Annotated in this window: 19 protein-coding genes and 1 tRNA gene; 5 read left to right on the forward strand and 15 right to left on the reverse strand. The window is 67.3% G+C overall.

What is annotated here, in order from left to right; translation table 11 throughout:
- Positions 1–8: 8 nt before the first annotated feature.
- The 12 genes from MRS60_RS04200 to hemN all read right to left on the reverse strand — a co-directional run bounded on the left by MRS60_RS04200 (position 9) and on the right by hemN (position 10,988).
- A complete protein-coding gene (locus tag MRS60_RS04200; RefSeq protein WP_105393047.1) occupies positions 9–314 on the reverse strand; it encodes an urease subunit beta in 306 nt (101 codons plus the stop codon).
- 8 nt (positions 315–322) lie between these two features.
- Positions 323–625: an urease subunit gamma gene (ureA, locus tag MRS60_RS04205; protein ID WP_034182911.1), complete on the reverse strand. Its 303-nt coding sequence runs from the start codon at positions 623–625 to the stop codon at positions 323–325.
- Between the two features lie 236 nt (positions 626–861).
- Positions 862–1,737, reverse strand: a complete 876-nt coding sequence (locus MRS60_RS04210; protein WP_243565265.1) for an urease accessory protein UreD — start codon at positions 1,735–1,737, stop codon at positions 862–864.
- Positions 1,738–1,879: 142 nt separating this feature from the next.
- Complete coding sequence (gene urtE, locus MRS60_RS04215) at positions 1,880–2,572, reverse strand: urea ABC transporter ATP-binding subunit UrtE (RefSeq protein ID WP_034182913.1); 693 nt, start codon at positions 2,570–2,572, stop codon at positions 1,880–1,882.
- A gap of 4 nt (positions 2,573–2,576) precedes the next feature.
- The gene (gene urtD, locus MRS60_RS04220; protein ID WP_034182914.1) at positions 2,577–3,434 is read right to left on the reverse strand and encodes an urea ABC transporter ATP-binding protein UrtD; all 858 of its coding nucleotides are present in this window, start codon (positions 3,432–3,434) and stop codon (positions 2,577–2,579) included.
- Positions 3,431–4,618: an urea ABC transporter permease subunit UrtC gene (gene urtC / locus MRS60_RS04225; RefSeq protein WP_243565266.1), complete on the reverse strand. Its 1,188-nt coding sequence runs from the start codon at positions 4,616–4,618 to the stop codon at positions 3,431–3,433. Before urtC ends, urtD begins: the two co-directional genes overlap by 4 nt.
- Position 4,619: 1 nt before the next feature.
- Positions 4,620–6,239, reverse strand: coding sequence for an urea ABC transporter permease subunit UrtB (gene urtB, locus MRS60_RS04230; protein WP_243565267.1), 1,620 nt, complete (start codon positions 6,237–6,239; stop codon positions 4,620–4,622).
- Positions 6,240–6,381: 142 nt separating this feature from the next.
- Complete coding sequence (gene urtA, locus MRS60_RS04235) at positions 6,382–7,689, reverse strand: urea ABC transporter substrate-binding protein (RefSeq protein ID WP_034182917.1); 1,308 nt, start codon at positions 7,687–7,689, stop codon at positions 6,382–6,384.
- Positions 7,690–8,155: 466 nt separating this feature from the next.
- The gene (locus MRS60_RS04240; protein ID WP_034182919.1) at positions 8,156–8,479 is read right to left on the reverse strand and encodes a rhodanese-like domain-containing protein; all 324 of its coding nucleotides are present in this window, start codon (positions 8,477–8,479) and stop codon (positions 8,156–8,158) included.
- 14 nt (positions 8,480–8,493) lie between these two features.
- Positions 8,494–9,150, reverse strand: coding sequence for a protein-L-isoaspartate O-methyltransferase family protein (locus tag MRS60_RS04245; protein ID WP_034182920.1), 657 nt, complete (start codon positions 9,148–9,150; stop codon positions 8,494–8,496).
- A gap of 104 nt (positions 9,151–9,254) precedes the next feature.
- Positions 9,255–9,512, reverse strand: a complete 258-nt coding sequence (locus MRS60_RS04250; RefSeq protein WP_034182921.1) for a hypothetical protein — start codon at positions 9,510–9,512, stop codon at positions 9,255–9,257.
- Positions 9,513–9,596: 84 nt separating this feature from the next.
- Entirely contained in the window at positions 9,597–10,988 is a 1,392-nt protein-coding gene (gene hemN, locus MRS60_RS04255) for an oxygen-independent coproporphyrinogen III oxidase (RefSeq protein ID WP_243565268.1), read from the reverse strand.
- 180 nt (positions 10,989–11,168) lie between these two features.
- On the opposite strand from hemN, the gene MRS60_RS04260 reads away from it, so the two are divergent.
- From MRS60_RS04260 to MRS60_RS04270, 3 genes are all read left to right on the forward strand, one after another.
- Positions 11,169–11,489, forward strand: a complete 321-nt coding sequence (locus MRS60_RS04260; RefSeq protein WP_243565599.1) for a YkgJ family cysteine cluster protein — start codon at positions 11,169–11,171, stop codon at positions 11,487–11,489.
- A 144-nt stretch (positions 11,490–11,633) separates the two neighbouring features.
- Entirely contained in the window at positions 11,634–12,215 is a 582-nt protein-coding gene (locus tag MRS60_RS04265; RefSeq protein ID WP_131947821.1) for a DUF1439 domain-containing protein, read from the forward strand.
- A 75-nt stretch (positions 12,216–12,290) separates the two neighbouring features.
- Positions 12,291–13,121 (forward strand): undecaprenyl-diphosphate phosphatase, encoded by an 831-nt coding sequence (locus tag MRS60_RS04270; RefSeq protein WP_034182924.1) that lies wholly within the window; start codon positions 12,291–12,293, stop codon positions 13,119–13,121.
- Positions 13,122–13,235: 114 nt separating this feature from the next.
- Here MRS60_RS04270 and trmB read toward each other — a convergent pair whose 3' ends face one another.
- Together trmB and MRS60_RS04280 are read right to left on the reverse strand one after the other, a co-directional pair.
- Entirely contained in the window at positions 13,236–14,003 is a 768-nt protein-coding gene (gene trmB / locus MRS60_RS04275; RefSeq protein ID WP_034182925.1) for a tRNA (guanosine(46)-N7)-methyltransferase TrmB, read from the reverse strand.
- Between the two features lie 133 nt (positions 14,004–14,136).
- Positions 14,137–14,211: transfer RNA gene (locus MRS60_RS04280), tRNA-Gly, on the reverse strand.
- Positions 14,212–14,535: 324 nt separating this feature from the next.
- Between MRS60_RS04280 and MRS60_RS04285 the strand changes: the two genes are divergently transcribed.
- Both MRS60_RS04285 and MRS60_RS04290 read left to right on the forward strand, forming a co-directional pair.
- Positions 14,536–14,880, forward strand: coding sequence for a cupin domain-containing protein (locus MRS60_RS04285; RefSeq protein WP_152864713.1), 345 nt, complete (start codon positions 14,536–14,538; stop codon positions 14,878–14,880).
- A 435-nt stretch (positions 14,881–15,315) separates the two neighbouring features.
- Positions 15,316–16,476 carry an enolase C-terminal domain-like protein gene (locus MRS60_RS04290; protein ID WP_243565269.1) on the forward strand — a complete coding sequence of 387 codons (1,161 nt, stop codon included), beginning with the start codon at positions 15,316–15,318 and terminating at the stop codon, positions 16,474–16,476.
- Here the strand turns inward: MRS60_RS04290 and MRS60_RS04295 are convergent.
- Positions 16,462–16,656: a hypothetical protein gene (locus MRS60_RS04295; RefSeq protein WP_243565270.1), complete on the reverse strand. Its 195-nt coding sequence runs from the start codon at positions 16,654–16,656 to the stop codon at positions 16,462–16,464. The two genes, MRS60_RS04290 and MRS60_RS04295, sit on opposite strands and share 15 nt — an antisense overlap.
- Between the last annotated feature and the right edge of the window lie 62 nt (positions 16,657–16,718).

Consider the following 16,718-nt stretch of genomic DNA (forward strand, 5'->3'; position numbering starts at 1 on the left):
GCGCGCGCTCAGAGCGGCCCCATCACCTTGCCCTGAAAACCGTAGACGGCCCGATCGCCCGCGAGCGCGACGAGCTCGACGGTGCGCGTCTGGCCCGGCTCGAAGCGCACGGCCGTGCCGGCCGCGATGTTGAGCCGGAAGCCGCGCGCGGCCGTGCGGTCGAACGACAGTGCGTCGTTGACTTCGAAGAAGTGGTAATGCGAGCCGACCTGCACCGGGCGGTCGCCGGTGTTCGCGACGACGAGCGTCAGCGTTTCGCGGCCCGCGTTCAGTTCGTGCTCGCCGTCGTCGGTGAGGATTTCGCCGGGGATCATGCGTTGCCTCACGGAATCGGGTGGTGGACGGTCACGAGCTTCGTGCCGTCGGGGAAGGTCGCCTCGACCTGGATGTCGGGAATCATTTCGGCCACGCCGTCCATCACGTCGTCGCGCGTGAGCAGCGTCGTGCCGTAGTGCATCACCTCGGCAACCGTCTTGCCGTCGCGCGCGGCTTCCATCAGCGCGGCGGTGATGAAGGCGACCGCCTCCGGATAGTTGAGCTTCAGGCCGCGCGCGCGACGGCGTTCGGCCAGCAGCGCCGCCGTGAAGATCAGCAGCTTGTCCTTTTCTCGGGGAGTCAGTTTCATGAAGGCAAACGTTCAGGAAAACGTAATTTTTATCGGTGCGCGCCCAACCGGGCGGACGTGCAGATCATCGTAGCACCGCGCCGTTTTGCGCGCGCCGTGTATCGGTTATGTAAGCAGCAAGGCGCGTGCCATGTGCATGGAACGCAGCGCGATGCGCGTTCGTGGTGCGCGGTGCATGGATAGCGTGCAGCGTCGGATGTAGGGATGCGCCGAAACGGTGCGCGGCGCGGGCGCGCTCAGGTTTGCCAGAGGCGCAGCGGCCGTGCGTCGACGCCGTGCACGATCGGCCGCAGATGCAGCCAGCAATCGGTGAAGTGGCGCTGCAGCGCTTCCATCGACGTCGACAGTGCGCGCACGAGCACGACGCCGGGCGTTACGCAGGTTGCGCCCGCGCGCAGCGTGTCGTCGAACGGCATCCGCGCAGCGAGCGATTCGGCCAGGGCGGCGTCGCACGCGGCGCCGGCGGCCCACAGCGTGCCGTACGCGGGAAAACCCGCGAGGCCCTGCAGCGCGCCGCGCAGCGGATCGTGCGCGTCGAGCAGCGCGCGCTCGGTCCATAGAGGCCGGCCGTCGGCACCGACGAGCGCGGAGGTCGACGCGATACGGCCCGCCGACCAGGTCTCGCCGGCCGCCTGCCGGCCGAGCTGCGTCGCGTCCCAGCCGATCGCGCTCGCGCCTGCGCCGAGCGTCACCGTGAAATCGAGCGCTGCGTGCGCTGCATCGAAGAACAGGTTGTTCTGCGGCAGCCAGTCGAGCTTCGCATTCTCGTCGACCGCGATGCCGATGCGCTGCGTCGCATCGAGGCCGTTCGACTTGTACCACTTGGTCGCGCCGGGCGTCGTCAGCACCGCGTGCGTGCCGGCACCGAGCGCGATGCCGATGTCGAGCCGGTCGCCGCCCGCGACGCCGCCCGGCGGGTGGACGATCACCGCATGGCAGATCGCGTCGCCTTCCGGGTACAGCGGCCGCTGCACGCGCAGCGGGCCGTCGTGCAGCCGGTGCGCGAGCGTCGTGCGTGCGCCGTGCCGCTCGAAGCCGAGTTCGAGGCGGCCGCGCCACGACTTGGCGACGGCGGGGCGGGACAGCGGGGCGTGGGAATCGGGGGCGGACATCGGCGGCGAGCGGGAAACGAGAGAAACGGGCGCGAAGGACGTGGATGCTACCGGAACAATAATCCAGATGCCGCGTTCGTTGAAAGCGCCGCGTGCGGCCGCACCGCGAACCGGCCGCCCGTGCCCGCTGCCGCGCTGCGCGTCACACCGCGATCAGTTCGCGCACGCCGTTCGTCTCCATGTCGCGCGCATCGCCGCCTGCGACGATCTCGCCGCGGCTCATCACCCAGTAGCGGTCCGCGATCGAGCGCGCGAAATCGTAATACTGCTCGACGAGCAGTACCGTCATGTTCGATTCGTCGACGAGCTGGCGCAGCGTGCGGCCGATGTCCTGGATGATCGACGGCTGGATGCCCTCGGTCGGCTCGTCGAGGATCAGCAACTGTGGCTCGCTCATCAGCGCGCGGCCGATCGCGAGCTGCTGCTGCTGGCCGCCCGACAGGTCGCCGCCGCGCCGCGCGCGCATGTCCTTCAGCACCGGGAACAGGTCGTAGATGCGGTCCGGCACCTTCGACGGCGCCTTGCGGCTCGCCGCGCCGACGAGCAGGTTCTCCTCGACGGTCAGCCGCGGAAAGATGTCGCGGCCCTGCGGCACGTATGCGAGCCCGGCCGCGACGCGCGCATACGGCGGCAGCGCGCCGAGCGCGGTGCCGCGCCACGACACGGTGCCGCTCTTCGCGGCGACGACACCCATCAGGCAGCGCAGCAGCGTGCTCTTGCCGACGCCGTTGCGGCCGAGCAGCACGGTGAGCTTGCCGTCGTCGGCGGCGAGGTTCACGTTGCGCAGGATATGGCTGCCGCCGTAGTACTGGTTCAGACCTTCGATCTTCAGCATCGCATCATCGTCCGAGGTAAGACTCGATCACCGCGTCGTCGCGCTTGACCTGGTCGAGCGTGCCTTGCGCAAGCACCGCGCCTTCGGCCATCACCGTCACGCGGCCGGTGTCGCCGGCGAGCGCCGCGACGAATTCCATGTCGTGCTCGACGACCATCATCGAGCAGGTGCCGCGCAGCGTGTTCAGCAGTTCGGCGAGTTCCATCGTCTCGTGGTCGGTCATCCCGGCGGCCGGTTCGTCGAGCAGCAGCAGCGCGGGGCGCTGCATCAGCAGCATGCCGATCTCGAGCCGCTGCTTCTGACCGTGCGACAGCTCGCCGGCTGCACGAAACGCATGGCTTTCGAGGCCGATCAGCGCGAGCGTCTCCTCGATCTTCGCCTGCGCGGTGCGGTCGAGCCGCGCGCGCAGCGACGCGAGCCAGCCCTTGTCGGTCTGCATCGCGAGTTCGAGGTTTTCCCACACCGGATGCTGCTCGAACACGGTCGGCTTCTGGAACTTGCGGCCGATACCCGCGCGCGCGATCTCCGGCTCGCTCATCCGCGCGAGGTCGAGCGTCTGGCCGAGGAACACATTGCCGGCGTCGGGGCGCGTCTTGCCGGTGATCACGTCCATCATCGTCGTCTTGCCCGCGCCGTTCGGGCCGATCACGCAGCGCAGCTCGCCCGCGTCGATCGCGAGCGACAGTTTCTTCAGCGCGCGGAAGCCGTCGAAGCTCACCTCGATATCCTCGAGGTAGAGGATCGTGCCGTGCGACGTGTCGATGCCGGGCGGCACGACGCGACCCATCGATGCGGTGCCGCTGACGGCCAGCAGCTCATCTTCCGGCGGCGGCGTGAATTGGTAGAGGGCCGTTCCGTTCATGCGCGTTTCCCCTTCGCGAGCACGGTTTCGACGAGGCCCATGATCCCGCGCGGCAGCAGCAGCGGCACGAGCACGAAGATCAGGCCGAGGAAGAACAGCCAGTATTCGGCGAAGTACGCGGTAAACAGGCTCTTCGCGCCGTTCACCGCGAACGCGCCGACGATCGGCCCGATCAGCGTGCCGCGCCCGCCCACCGCGACCCAGATCGCCATCTCGATCGAGTTGCCGGGCGACATCTCGCCGGGATTGATGATGCCGACCTGCGGCACGTACAGCGCGCCTGCGATGCCGCACAGCACGGCCGACACGGTCCACACGAACAGCTTGTACGCGAGCGGGCTGTAGCCGAGGAACATCAGCCGCGTCTCGCCGTCGCGCACTGCGGTGACGACGCGCCCGAGCTTGCTCGTGACGATCGCGCGCGCGGCGATGAACGAGAGCACCAGCGTTGCGAACGTCAGCAGCAACAGCACCGTGCGCGTGCCGGGCGACGTGATCGCGAAACCGGCGATGCGCTTGAAGTCGGTGAAGCCGTTGTTGCCGCCGAAGCCCGTCTCGTTGCGATAGAACAGCAGCATCGCGGCGAACGTCAGCGCCTGCGTGATGATCGATAGGTACACGCCTTTCACGCGCGAGCGGAACGTGAAGAAGCCGAACACCCACGCGAGCACGGCAGGCACGAGCACGACGAGCGCGAGTGCCCACGCGAGATGCTGCGTGCCGCTCCAGTACCACGGCAACTGGTGCCAGTCGAGGAACACCATGAAGTCGGGCAGCTCGCTGCCGTACTTGCCGTCGCGGCCGATCTCGCGCATCAGGTACATGCCGATCGCATAGCCGCCGAGCGCGAAGAAGAGGCCATGGCCGAGGCTCAGGATCCCGCAGTAGCCCCATACGAGATCGAGCGCGAGCGCGGCGATCGCGTAGCACATCAGCTTGCCGGCGAGCGTCATCGCGTAGGCGGACAGATGGAATGCGCTCGCTTCGGGCGCGACGAGCGCGGCGAGCGGCACACCGATGCCGATCGCGATGCACAGCGCGACGAGCGCGAGCCATGCGCGGCGCGACAGCAGCGCAGGGCGCGGCGGCAGGCCGAGCGCGAAGCCGTCTGCCGCGCGCGCGGCTGAAGCGGGCTTCGGTGTGCCGGCGACCGGGTTCGACATCGAATCGGTTACGAAAGTCACGTCAAGCCTCCGCGCTGCGGCCCTTCGGGGCGAACATGCCCTGAGGGCGTTTCTGGATGAACAGCACGATCATCACGAGCACCGCGATCTTCGCGAGCACGGCGCCCCAGAACGGCTCGATCGCCTTGCTCGCGAGGCCGAGCCCGAAGCCGCCGAGCACGGTGCCGGCGATCTGCCCGACGCCGCCGAGCACGACCGCCATGAACGAATCGATGATGTAGTTCTGGCCGAGGTCGGGCCCCACGTTGCCGATCTGCGACAGCGCGCAGCCGCCGAGGCCGGCGATGCCCGCACCGAACGCGAACGCATACGCGTCGACGCGTGCGGTCTTCACGCCGACGCACGCGGCCATCCGGCGGTTCTGCGTGACCGCGCGCACGAACAGGCCGAGCCGCGTCTTCGTCAGCACGGCCCACGCGACGAACACCACCGCAAGCGCGAACGCGAGGATCGCGAGCCGGTTGTACGGCAGGATCAGGTTCTGCATCACGGTCACGCCGCCGCTCATCCACGACGGGTTCACGACCTGCACGTTCTGCGCGCCGAACAGCATGCGCGTCGCCTGGATCAGGATCAGGCTCACGCCGAAGGTCGCGAGCAATGTCTCGAGCGGGCGGCCGTACAGGTGCCGCAGCACGAGCCGTTCGAGCACGATGCCGACGAGCGCGGCCGTCGCGAACGACACGGGCACGGCGACGAGCGGATACCAGTCGAATGCGCCGGGCGCATAGCGCTGGATCAGCGTCTGCACGACATAGGTTGCGTACGCACCGATCATCAGGAATTCGCCGTGCGCCATGTTGATCACGCCGATCAGCCCGTACGTGATCGCGAGGCCGAGCGCGGCGAGCAGCAGCACGCTGCCGAGCGACAGGCCCGCGAACAGCGTGCCGACGATCTCGCCGCGGCGCTGCAGCGAATGCAATGCGTCGAGCCCTTGCTGCGCGGCATCGCGCACGCGCGCGTCGGGCTCCGCGTAGCTGCCGTCCGCGTTCTTCGCGACGAGCGGGCGCAGTTGTTCGATCATGTCGAGGTCGCGGCGCGCGGCCACCACCTGCACGGCGTCAAGGCGCTTCGCCGGATCGGCATCGTGCAGCGCGGCGATCGCCCACAGTGCGTCGAGCCGGCGCTTCAGCGCGGGATCGGTTTCCTTCGCGCGCGCGCGGTCGATCATCGGCTTGAGTGCCGGGTCCGGCGACTTCAGCAGCGCATCGATCGCGTCGCGTCGCGCGGCGACGTCGGGCGATGCGAGCGCGAGGCCCGACAGCGCACCCGCGATCTTCGTGCGCAGCAGGTTGTTCAGCATCACGGGCTGCGCGTCGCCGGCCGGCGACGCGGCCTGCGTGAGCGCGTCGTGCGCGGTGTCGCCGCTCTGGATCAGCAGGCGGCCGTCGCCGGTCGCGAGCGCGTCGCCGGTCGACAGCGCGTTGAGCACGGCAACGGCGCGCGGATCGGCATCGGCGGGGAGCCGGTCGATCGCGGACGTCTTCGCGTCGAAGTCGTCGCCGGCAAGCGCGGCGGTATCGGCGGCCGTCAGCGCGAACGCGGCACGCGGCAGTGCACCCGCGAGGGCGGCGCACGCGACGATCGCGACGGCGGCTCGGCGAAAGCGGATAGGCATCGGGAGATCCTGTCGGGCGTGGGAAAGCGGATTCATGCGGCGAGGCGCCGGCGCTTGCGGTTCTTCACGACAAGCACGGCCGGCGCGTCGGCACCGGCATGCGAGCGGCACGTCACGCCGGTGCGCGACGCGCCGCACCGCGTCAGGCCAGCGCCGCGCGCTGCCGGCGCAGGAACGCGGGGATCGACGAGACGATGTCCGGCTTGCCCTGGTTGCCTGCGATGAACGGGCTCCACGGCTGCGCGCGCACCGCGGTCTTCGTCTTCCACACGACGTTGAACTGCCCGTCGCCGCGGATCTCGCCGATCATCACCGGCTTGTGCAGGTGATGGTTGCCGTCCATCGCGAGCGTGAAGCCCGACGGCGCGGCGACGGTCTGGCCGATCATCGCGACGCGCACCTTGTCGACGTCGGTGCTCTTCGCCTTCTCGACGGCCTGCTTCCACATGTGGATGCCCACGTAGGTCGCTTCCATCGGGTCGTTGGTCACGCGCTTCGCGCCGCCCGGCAGGTTGTTCGCCTTCACCCAGGCGGCGAACTGGTCCTTGAACTTGGTGTTGGTCGGGTTCTTCACCGACATGAAGTAGTTCCACGCGGCGAGATGGCCGACGAGCGGCTTCGTGTCGATCCCGCGCAGTTCCTCCTCGCCGACCGAGAACGCGACGACCGGCACGTCGGTCGCCTTGATGCCCTGGTTGCCGAGCTCCTTGTAGAACGGCACGTTCGAGTCGCCGTTGATCGTCGAGATCACGGTCGTCTTGCCGCCCTGCGAGAAGGTCTTGATGTTCGCGACGATGGTCTGGTAATCGCTGTGGCCGAACGGCGTGTAGACCTCCTGAATGTCGGCATCCTTCACGCCCTTCGATTTCAGGAACGCGCGCAGGATCTTGTTGGTCGTGCGCGGATACACGTAGTCGGTGCCGAGCAGGAAGAAGCGCTTCGCGCCGCCGCCTTCCGCGCTCATCAGGTACTCGACGGCCGGAATTGCCTGCTGGTTCGGCGCGGCGCCCGTGTAGAACACGTTGCGCGACATTTCCTCGCCTTCGTACTGCACCGGGTAGTAGAGCAGCCCGTTCAGTTCCTCGAACACCGGCAGCACGGACTTGCGCGACACCGAGGTCCAGCAGCCGAACACGCACGCGACCTTGTCCTGCGTGAGCAGCTGGCGCGCCTTCTCGGCGAACAGCGGCCAGTTCGACGCGGGATCGACCACCACGGGCTCGAGCTTGCGACCCATCACGCCGCCGCTCTTGTTGATGTCGGCGATCGTCATCAGCGCGGTGTCCTTCAGCGACGTCTCCGAGATCGCCATCGTGCCCGACAGCGAGTGCAGGATGCCGACCTTGATCGGGCCGGTGCCCGCATCGGCCGCGTGCGCGAACGGGCTCTTGCCCGCCAGCGCGAGCGCGCCGGCCATCGAACCGAACTTCAACAGACTGCGACGTTTCATCGGGTTCCCCTTGACGTGTTGGATGTGCGTGCGCCGTGGCGGCGCCGGCCATCAGGTAACGCAAGGCATGTGCCAGTCCGCATGCATGCACGCCGGACGTGCCGGTGCGGGCGAATGCGCGGTGCGCGTGACGCTTCGTGCGGCATCAATGGTCCGTTGCGGTGCAGGTTCGCGGGCGCAAATGGTGCACGGACGCGCTTCACCGTTCCGGTGCCTGCACGCGCTACCGGAGCGGCGCGATGGAGCGCTATACGGGCGATACGGGCGACATCGCGTGTTCTCGTCGCAGATCGTCATCGACGACGCGCAGATTGCCGGGCTGTTCGCGATCGTCGCCGATGCGCTGAAGGAAACGGAGCAGGGCGGGAAAGAGAAACGGGCGCGCAGCGCGCGCCCGTTCGGCGGATCGTGTGGCCGGCGCGGCGCCGGTCACCGTATGGCGGCGCGCGATGCGCCGCCGGAGAGATCAGTAACGCGGCACGGACGGATCGACGTCGCGCGACCACGCGTCGATCCCGCCTTGCAGGTTGTACAGCTTCGTGAAGCCGCGCGATTCGAGGAACATCGCGACCTGCGCGCTGCGCATCCCGTGATGGCACACGCAGACGATTTCCGCTTCGTCGTCGAGCTCTTCGCTGCGCGCGGGAATCTGCTGCATCGGGATCGACATGCTGCCGGCGATCTGCGCGGTCGCGATTTCCCAAGGCTCGCGCACGTCGAGCACGATCGGCGCGGGGCGCGCCGTATCGCCGAGCCATTCCGCGAGCATTGCGGGCGTCAGGATCTGCATGGAGGCTCCGCCGCTCAGAACTTGAAGCGCGACGGCTCGATCGCGTTGACGAGGTGGTCGATGTAGGTTTCGAACACGTCGGCGACGCGGTACTGCTTGTCGTCGATGCGCGTGATGATCTGCGCCTTCATCACCGGACGGCCGCCGACGAATGCCGACAGGCGGCCGCCGACCTTCAGCTGTTCGAGCATTTCCTGCGGCACGACGGGCAAGCCGCCCGCGACGCAGATCACGTCGTACGGCGCCTTGCCGGCCCAGCCGCGCGAACCGTCGCCGAGCACGACTTCCGCGTTGGTCACGCCGTCGTTGCGGAGGTTGTCTTCCGCGAACTTCGCGATCGCCGGATCGATCTCGACGGCCGTCACGTGCTGCGCGCGATGCGCGAACAGCGCGGCCAGGTAGCCCGAGCCCGCGCCGATCAGCAGCACGTTCTCGTGCTTCTTGACCGTCAGCTCCTGCAGCACACGCGCTTCGACGCGCGGGAACAGCATCTTGCTGGTGCCGCCGGGCAGCGGCAGTTCGAGATCGGCGAACGCGAGATCGCGGTATTCGGGTTGAACGTAGTTTTCACGCTTGACGATCGACAGCAGGCCCAGGACGTCCAGATCCAGCACGTCCCACGGACGGATCTGCTGTTCGATCATGTTGAAACGCGCGTTTTCGATATTCATGGTGTGGTCACGCAGCCTGGTCGGCCATCAGCGGGGGTAGATAAACTACGCGATTGTACCAAACAGGGCGGCGGTCAAGCCTTCAGGCAGCCTGCAACAGACCTTTACCCTTTGCTCTTCTTGATCTGCGCCTCGAAAGCGAGGTCGAGCTTGCTCGCCTTGCGCGGCTTTTTGGGGCCGAATTCGTCGACGAACTTGACGAACTCGTCGAGCGGCAGCGGCTCGCAGCGCTTCTCGGCGGTGCCGCCGGAGCGGTCGACGAGATAGAACAGGCCGCCCGCCATCGCGACGGCCGCGAATTGCGGGTTGCCGGAGCGGGTCTTCAGGCGTTCGACCGCGTAGGTCGCTTTGGTGGTGCGCATCGTGCGGGTTCTGGCGGAGCGGAAGCCCTACACTGTAGCAAACCGGCGGCACGCCCGCGTGCGGCCGCCGGTTTGGCGCTGGCGCTAGACCGTGCGCGAGTAGCGCTGTTGAGACGTCTGCCCGAGATACGCGTCGAACGCCATCGCGATGTTGCGCACGACCATCCGGCCGGCCGGATGGATCGTCAGGCGGTCGCGCGCGATCGTCAGCAGCCCGTCGCGCTCGAACGGGCGCAGCGCGTCGAGCTCGCGCGCGAAATGATCGGCGAAGCGGATGCCGTGCGCGGCCTCGACATGCGAGAACGGCAGGTCGAGGTTGCACATCAGTTGCGTGATCACGTCGCGGCGCAGCCGGTCGTCGGGCGTGAGCCGCACGCCGCGCACGATCGGCAGCCGGCCCGCGTCGAGCGCGGCGCCGTACGCGGGCAGGTCCTTCGCGTTCTGCGCGTAGACGTCGCCGACCTTGCCGATCGACGACACGCCGAAACCGACGAGGTCGGTATCCGCGCGCGTGCTGTAGCCCTGGAAATTGCGCTGCAGCGTGCCGTTCTGTTGTGCTCGCACGAGTTCGTCGGACGGCCGCGCGAAGTGGTCCATCCCGATGTACACGTAGCCGGCCGACGTCAGCATGTCGATCGCGAGGCCGAGCAGCGCGATGCGCGTTTCGGGCGGCGGCAGCGTCGCATCGTCGATCTGCCGCTGCATCTTGAACAGGTGCGGCATGTGCGCGTAGCCGAACACCGACAGCCGGTCGGGCGCGAGTTCGATGATCGTCTCGAGCGTTCGCGCGAACACGGCGACCGTCTGGTGCGGCAGCCCGTAGATCAGGTCGACGCTGACCGAATGGAAGCCCGTCGCGCGCGCGGCAGCGAGCAGGTCGGCCGTCATCGCGAGCGGCTGGATGCGGTTGATCGCCTGCTGCACGACCGGATCGAAATCCTGCACGCCGAGGCTCAGCCGGTTGAAGCCGATCGTGCGCAGGTGCACGAGCGTCGCGGGCGTGACCGTGCGCGGGTCGATCTCGATCGAGAACTCGGCGTCGGCGTCCGGCGCGAGCGCGAAGTACTCGCGGGTGGCCGCCATCAGCTCGGCCGTTTCGTCGTCGGAAAGAAAGGTCGGCGTGCCGCCGCCCCAGTGCAGCTGCGTGACTGGGCGGGCCGGATCGAACAGCGCGGCCTGCAGCGCCATCTCGCGCTTGAGCTGGTCGAGATACGGGCGCGCGCGGCGGCGGTTGTTGGTCGCGATCTTGTTGCAGCCGCAGTAGAAGCACGCGGTGTTGCAGAACGGGATGTGGAAATACAGCGACAGCTCGCTCGACGACGCGCCGGGGTCGCCGGCCGCGCGCACGTAGTCGGCCGGATCGAAATCGTCGCGGAACTGCAGCGCGGTGGGGTACGACGTATAGCGCGGCCCGTTCGCGCCGTATTTCGTGAGCAAATCGGGACGGAACATTATGTCGGCAGAACCGGAACTCATGATGGTCTCGCGCTTTTCACTTTTCAGATGCTTTCGAGTATATAAACGCGCGATTCGGCTGCATTGCGTAATAACGTCGCAGCCGGCGATGGCACAATGCGGGGTGGGCTGCCGGACACCGCGTCCGGTTGCCGCACCGTTTTTTTGTTGTTCGTTCGAGAGAGCCGAGTGTCCGTCGAAATGCCTGTCCGCCCGGCACCCGCCGATGTCCCGCCGCCGCACGCGTGCCGCGAGGGCTGCGGCGCGTGCTGCATCGCGCCGTCGATTTCCAGCCCGATTCCGGGCATGCCCGACGGCAAGCCGGCTGGCGTGCGCTGCGTGCAGCTCGGCGACGACCTGCGCTGCCGGATCTTCGGCCGGCCCGAGCGCCCTGCGTGCTGCTCGGGGCTGCAGCCGTCCGCCGACATGTGCGGCGCATCGCGCGACGACGCGCTCGCGTGGCTTACGCGCCTCGAGGCGGCGACGCAGCCGACGCCGCGTGGCGGCATGGTGGGGCGGTAGCGGGTTGCCGACCACGTTCGACGCGAATACGACGCATGGAACCCGCGGCGCGGGTTGAAGCACTAACTCCGGTCGTTTGCCCGGCATGGGCGCAGCGCCGACAGCCCGATCGCCGCTGCGCCGGATACAGGAGATTGTTCAAGCATGACCGCACCTCGCGCGCCCGGCCGGCGCCGTTTTCTCGCCGCAACCGTCGGCACCATCGGCGTGACGCTGTCGCTCGCCGCGTGCGCGTCGACGTTCCCGTTCATCCCCGATCACTACACGTTCTCGCGCGGCGACGTGCAGAAAGCCGTCGCGCGCAAGTTCCCGTACCAGAAGACGGTCGCGCAGGTCGTCGACGTGTCGCTCGCGAACCCGGCCGTCAACCTGCTGCCCGACCAGAACCGCGTCGCCGTGCAGCTCGACGCGAATTTCGCGAGCCCGTTCCTGCGCGCGCCCGTCAGCGGCAAGTTCACCGTGTCGGGCCAGCTCGCGTACGACGCGCCGACCCGCTCGGTCGTGCTGAAGGCGCCGTCCGTCGACAGCCTCGTGCTCGACGGCGACGCGCAGATGTATGCGCAACAGGTCGGCGCGGCCGCCGGCCTGCTCGCGACGCAGGTATTGACCAACTATCCGATCTACACGTTCAAGCCTGAACAGCTGCAATTTGCCGGAGTGAACTACGAACCCGGTACAATTACGATTCTTACAAACGGCATACGCGTGGCGATCGTCGAAAAATGACGACGAACCGCGCGGCCGAGCGGGCCGCGCGGCAACCTGGCCCTTCCTTTCGACCATTTCGGAGTTGGGCCACGGATGGACTGGATCCTGATCTGCAAGGCATTGATCCTCGGCGTCGTCGAGGGGCTGACGGAATTCCTGCCGGTGTCGAGCACCGGTCACCTGATCGTCGCGGGCAGCTTCCTGAATTTCAACGATTCGCATGCGAAAACCTTCGACGTCGTGATCCAGTTCGGCGCAATCCTCGCGGTCTGCTGGGAGTACCGGCAACGGATCGCGTCGATCGTGTCCGGGCTGCCGAGCCGGCCCGACGCGCGGCGCTTCACGCTGAACGTCGTGATCGCGACGATTCCCGCGATCGCCCTCGGCCTCCTGTTCGAGAAGAAGATCAAGGCCGTGCTGTTCTCGCCGGTGCCCGTCGCGTTCGCGCTCGTCGTGGGCGGCGCGATCATCCTGTGGGCCGAGGCGCGGCAGCGCGAGCGCGGCGAACCGCCGCGCGTGATGTCGGTCGATGCACTGACGCCGCTCGATGCGCTGAAGGTCGGTATCGCGCAGTGCTTCGCGTTGATTCCCGGCATGTCGCGGTCGGGCTCGACGATCATCGGCGGGATGCTGTTCGGCCTCGACCGGCGCGTCGCCACCGAATTCTCGTTCTTCCTCGCGATTCCGATCATCTTCGGCGCGACGCTCTACGAAACCGTCAAGGACTGGCAGGCGTTCACCGTCGATTCGCTCGGCCTGTTCGCACTCGGGCTCGTCGCCGCGTTCGTCAGCGCGTTCGTGTGCGTGCGCTGGCTGCTGCGCTACGTCGCGACGCACGATTTCACGGTGTTCGCGTGGTACCGGATTGCGTTCGGGCTGTTCGTGCTGCTGGTGGGGTACAGCGGCTGGTTGAACTGGGCGTGATGCAGATACGGAGGCGAGCGCGTTTCCAAAAAAAACGGCCCGATCGGCAGATGCCGGTCGGGCCGTTTTGTCGTCCGGGGCAGCGCAACGTGCTCCGCCTCAGCGCGGAATGGCTTAGTTTGCGCGCTTGCGGAACACCAGGTCCCACACGCCGTGGCCGAGCCGCAGCCCGCGCCGTTCGAACTTCGTCACCGGGCGATAGTCGGGGCGCGGCGCGTAGTCGGCAGCCGTGTTTTCGAGCGTCGGTTCTGCGCCGAGCACTTCCAGCATCTGTTCCGCGTAGTTCTGCCAGTCGGTCGCGCAGTGAATGTACGCACCGGGCTTCAGGCGCGACGCGAGATGCGCGACGAGCGGCGGCTGGATCAGCCGGCGCTTGTGGTGGCGCGCCTTGTGCCACGGATCGGGGAAGAAGATATGCACGCCGTCGAGGCTTTCCGGCGCGAGCATGTGCTCGAGCACTTCGACCGCGTCGTGCTGGATGATGCGGATGTTCGACAGGTTCTGCTCGCCGATCAGCTTCAGCAGCGCGCCGACGCCCGGCTCGTGCACTTCGACGCCGAGGAAGTCGTCGTCGGGGCGGTTCGCGGCGATTTCCGCGGTCGATGCGCCCATCCCGAAGCCGATCTCGAGGATGCGCGGCGCGCTGCGGCCGAACACCGCATTCCAGTCGGGCATCTCCGGCGCATACGGGACGACGAAGCGCGGGCCGAGCTCGTCGAGCGCGCGGCGCTGGCCGGTCGACACGCGGCCGGCGCGCGTGACGAAGCTGCGGATGCGGCGGTGGTGCAGCGGATTGACTTCGTCGGCGCCGTCGGCGGCTTCGTCGGGAATGGCGTCGTCGTGCGGCGGCAGGCCGGCTTCGTTCGGATCGTCGTGCATCATCGGTACAGAGAAAGGCGTTGTTGCGGGCGAGGGCCCGTTGCGCGCAGCAGTGTGTCGGGTGAACCGGCACATGGTACAAAAAAGCCGCCTTCGACGAGGCGGCTTTTGCGCAGGCTGCCGTGCAGCCGGAAAGTGGAGCGGGCGATGGGAATCGAACCCACGTCATCAGCTTGGGAAGCTGAGGTAATGGCCATTATACGACGCCCGCAGAACGCGCAATTCTACAGGGTTTGACGTGAGGATGGCAAGCGGGCGGTTTGGGGTGATGGCAGCGAAACTGGCATGGCTGGATCGTGGGGCGGTGGCGTCGCCGAGAATGGTCGTCAAAGATCGGCCAAAAACGGTCCGTCGACGCGATTTGCTCGATTGGTTGAATCCGCAAATCTGGGGCCATTCCGCCCGAGCCAGGGGGCAGCGCGCTTACACCCGAGCCGGTGTCGAAAATAGACGAGTCGGTGTCGGAAGCATACAAGCCCCGGTAGCGCTTCCGAACTAACGTGACGGATCACTTACCCGATCGTTTGGAGCTGACATGTCCGATTTCATCACCGTTTTGCGCGAAACCTGCCCGACTCCGGTCCTTGACGCGACCAAGTGGAAGCGCATCGGCGGCGATCCGCACACCGTGAACCTCAACGCTTACGTCTCCAAGGACGGCAGCAAGATCATGGGCACCTGGATCTGCACCCCGGGCAAGTTCGAGGTGAACTACGAGAAATGGGAGTACTGCCACTTCCTCGACGGCTACTGCATCATCACGCCGGAAGGCGAGGAGTCGGTGCACCTGAAAGCCGGCGATGTGTTCGTGATTGAACCCGGCATGAAAGGAACCTGGGAAGTGGTGGAGACGGTGCGCAAGTACTTCGTCTTCGCCTGAGCGGGCTTGTAGATTCGTCCACGCATATCGTCGTCGCCCGGATACCTTCCCGGTTCGCGGCCTCTGTCATCGCGGCCCTTGCATGTTGCAAGGGCCCATGCACATTAAGAACAAGATGACGCACGCAGAACGCGTATGCCGGGCGGTTGCGGGGCGTATCCGGGCCTACACCGTTGTTTCGTCCACAGGATTGCCGGGATAGCGATTCGGGCCGGTCGAATGGCTGTCGTGCCCGCGGTATCGGTCCGCGGTATCTTCGCCGCGATCAAGGCCGACTTCTCTGCGACCGTACAGCCGCGGCGGCGCGATAGCCGACACCGGTAACGAACGCCTGCGCCCGGCCGCGCGAGCGCCTATGATGCAGCGGTCTGCTTATCGTTCCGGCCGCACCGCTTGAACCATCGCATGCGCCGGACGCCCCACCGGAACCCGACCATGCGCATCACTGCCATCCATGAGCAAGCGATCCCCGTCTCCCGTTACGCCGACCCGTCCATTCCATCCGGCGGCTTGACGACGAGTGTCGTCGCGGTCGTCACCGACGTCGTGCGCGACGGCCGCCCGGTGACAGGATACGGCTACGCATCGGTCGGTCGTTTCGCGCAGGGCGGCCTGATCCGCGAACGGTTCGCGCCGCGCCTGCTGGCCGCCGCCGACACGCTTGCCGACGAAGCCGGCACCAACCTCGACCCGTTCCACGCATGGCGCGCGATGATGGCCGGCGAAAAACCCGGCGGGCACGGCGAACGATGCGTCGCAGTCGGCACGCTCGACATGGCGATCTGGGACGCCGCCGCGAAGATCGCCAACCTGCCGCTCCATCGCTTTCTCGCCGACCGGCTTGAACGCGTCGCGGCATCACGCGTACGCGTGTACGCGGGCGGCGGGTACCGCTATCCGCATGACGATCTCGCACGCCTGTCGGACGAGATGCGCCGCATCGCCGATCTCGGCTACACGCATGCGAAGATCAAGATCGGCGGCGCGGATCTCGATCAGGACCGACGACGCATCGAAGCCGCCGCTGCCCAACTCGCCGGCAGCTCGCATCTCGCGGTCGACGCGATGAACACGTACGACGCAGCGACCGTGCAAGCGGCCGCGACGATGCTCGCGCCGTTCGGCCTCTGGTGGTTCGAGGACATCTGCGACCCGCACGATCTGCCGCTCCAAGCAGACCTCGCCGCGCGATACTCACCGCCGATCGCAGCAGGCGAAGCACTGTTCTCGCTCGCGGAAGCGAAGCTGCTCGACCGCTACGGCGGCCTGCGCAGCGATCGCGACGTGCTGGTGTTCGACCCGGTGCATTGCTACGGGCTGCCGGGCTATCTGCAGATCGTCGACCACTTCGTTTCGCGCGGCTGGCGGCGCGACGCGTTCTGGCCGCACGGCGGCCACCTGTTCTCGCTGCACGTCGTTGCCGCGCTCGGGCTCGGCGGCGCGGAAGTCAATCCGTTCGCGTTCCATCCGTTCAGCGGACTCGCCGATGGCGAAACCGTCGACGCAGGCTACGCACACGTGCCGCAGGCACCCGGCGTCGGCTTCGAGCTGCATGCCGGCGCGCACGACGCGTTTCGCAAGCTATCGTGCCGCTGACGCGTGAAGCGCGTCGAGCGCGATCAGCAGCGCGTCGCTGCCAGCGCAGACGAGGGCGATGGAGAGCAGATAGGGGCTCGAGATCGAGCGCTTGATGACGAAGGCATCCTTGGGACCGACCGACGTGAGCAGGCCGGCGCCAAGCAGCAGGCCTTCGAGGAAGGCAGAGGTGTCGAGCACGAGCGGGCCGACAACCTCTCAAGCTGAACCGGTGATGGTTACGATGGGAGCAACGTCAAGGG

This window comes from Burkholderia pyrrocinia, from assembly GCF_022809715.1.
Classification (GTDB): Bacteria; Pseudomonadota; Gammaproteobacteria; order Burkholderiales; family Burkholderiaceae; genus Burkholderia; species Burkholderia pyrrocinia_C.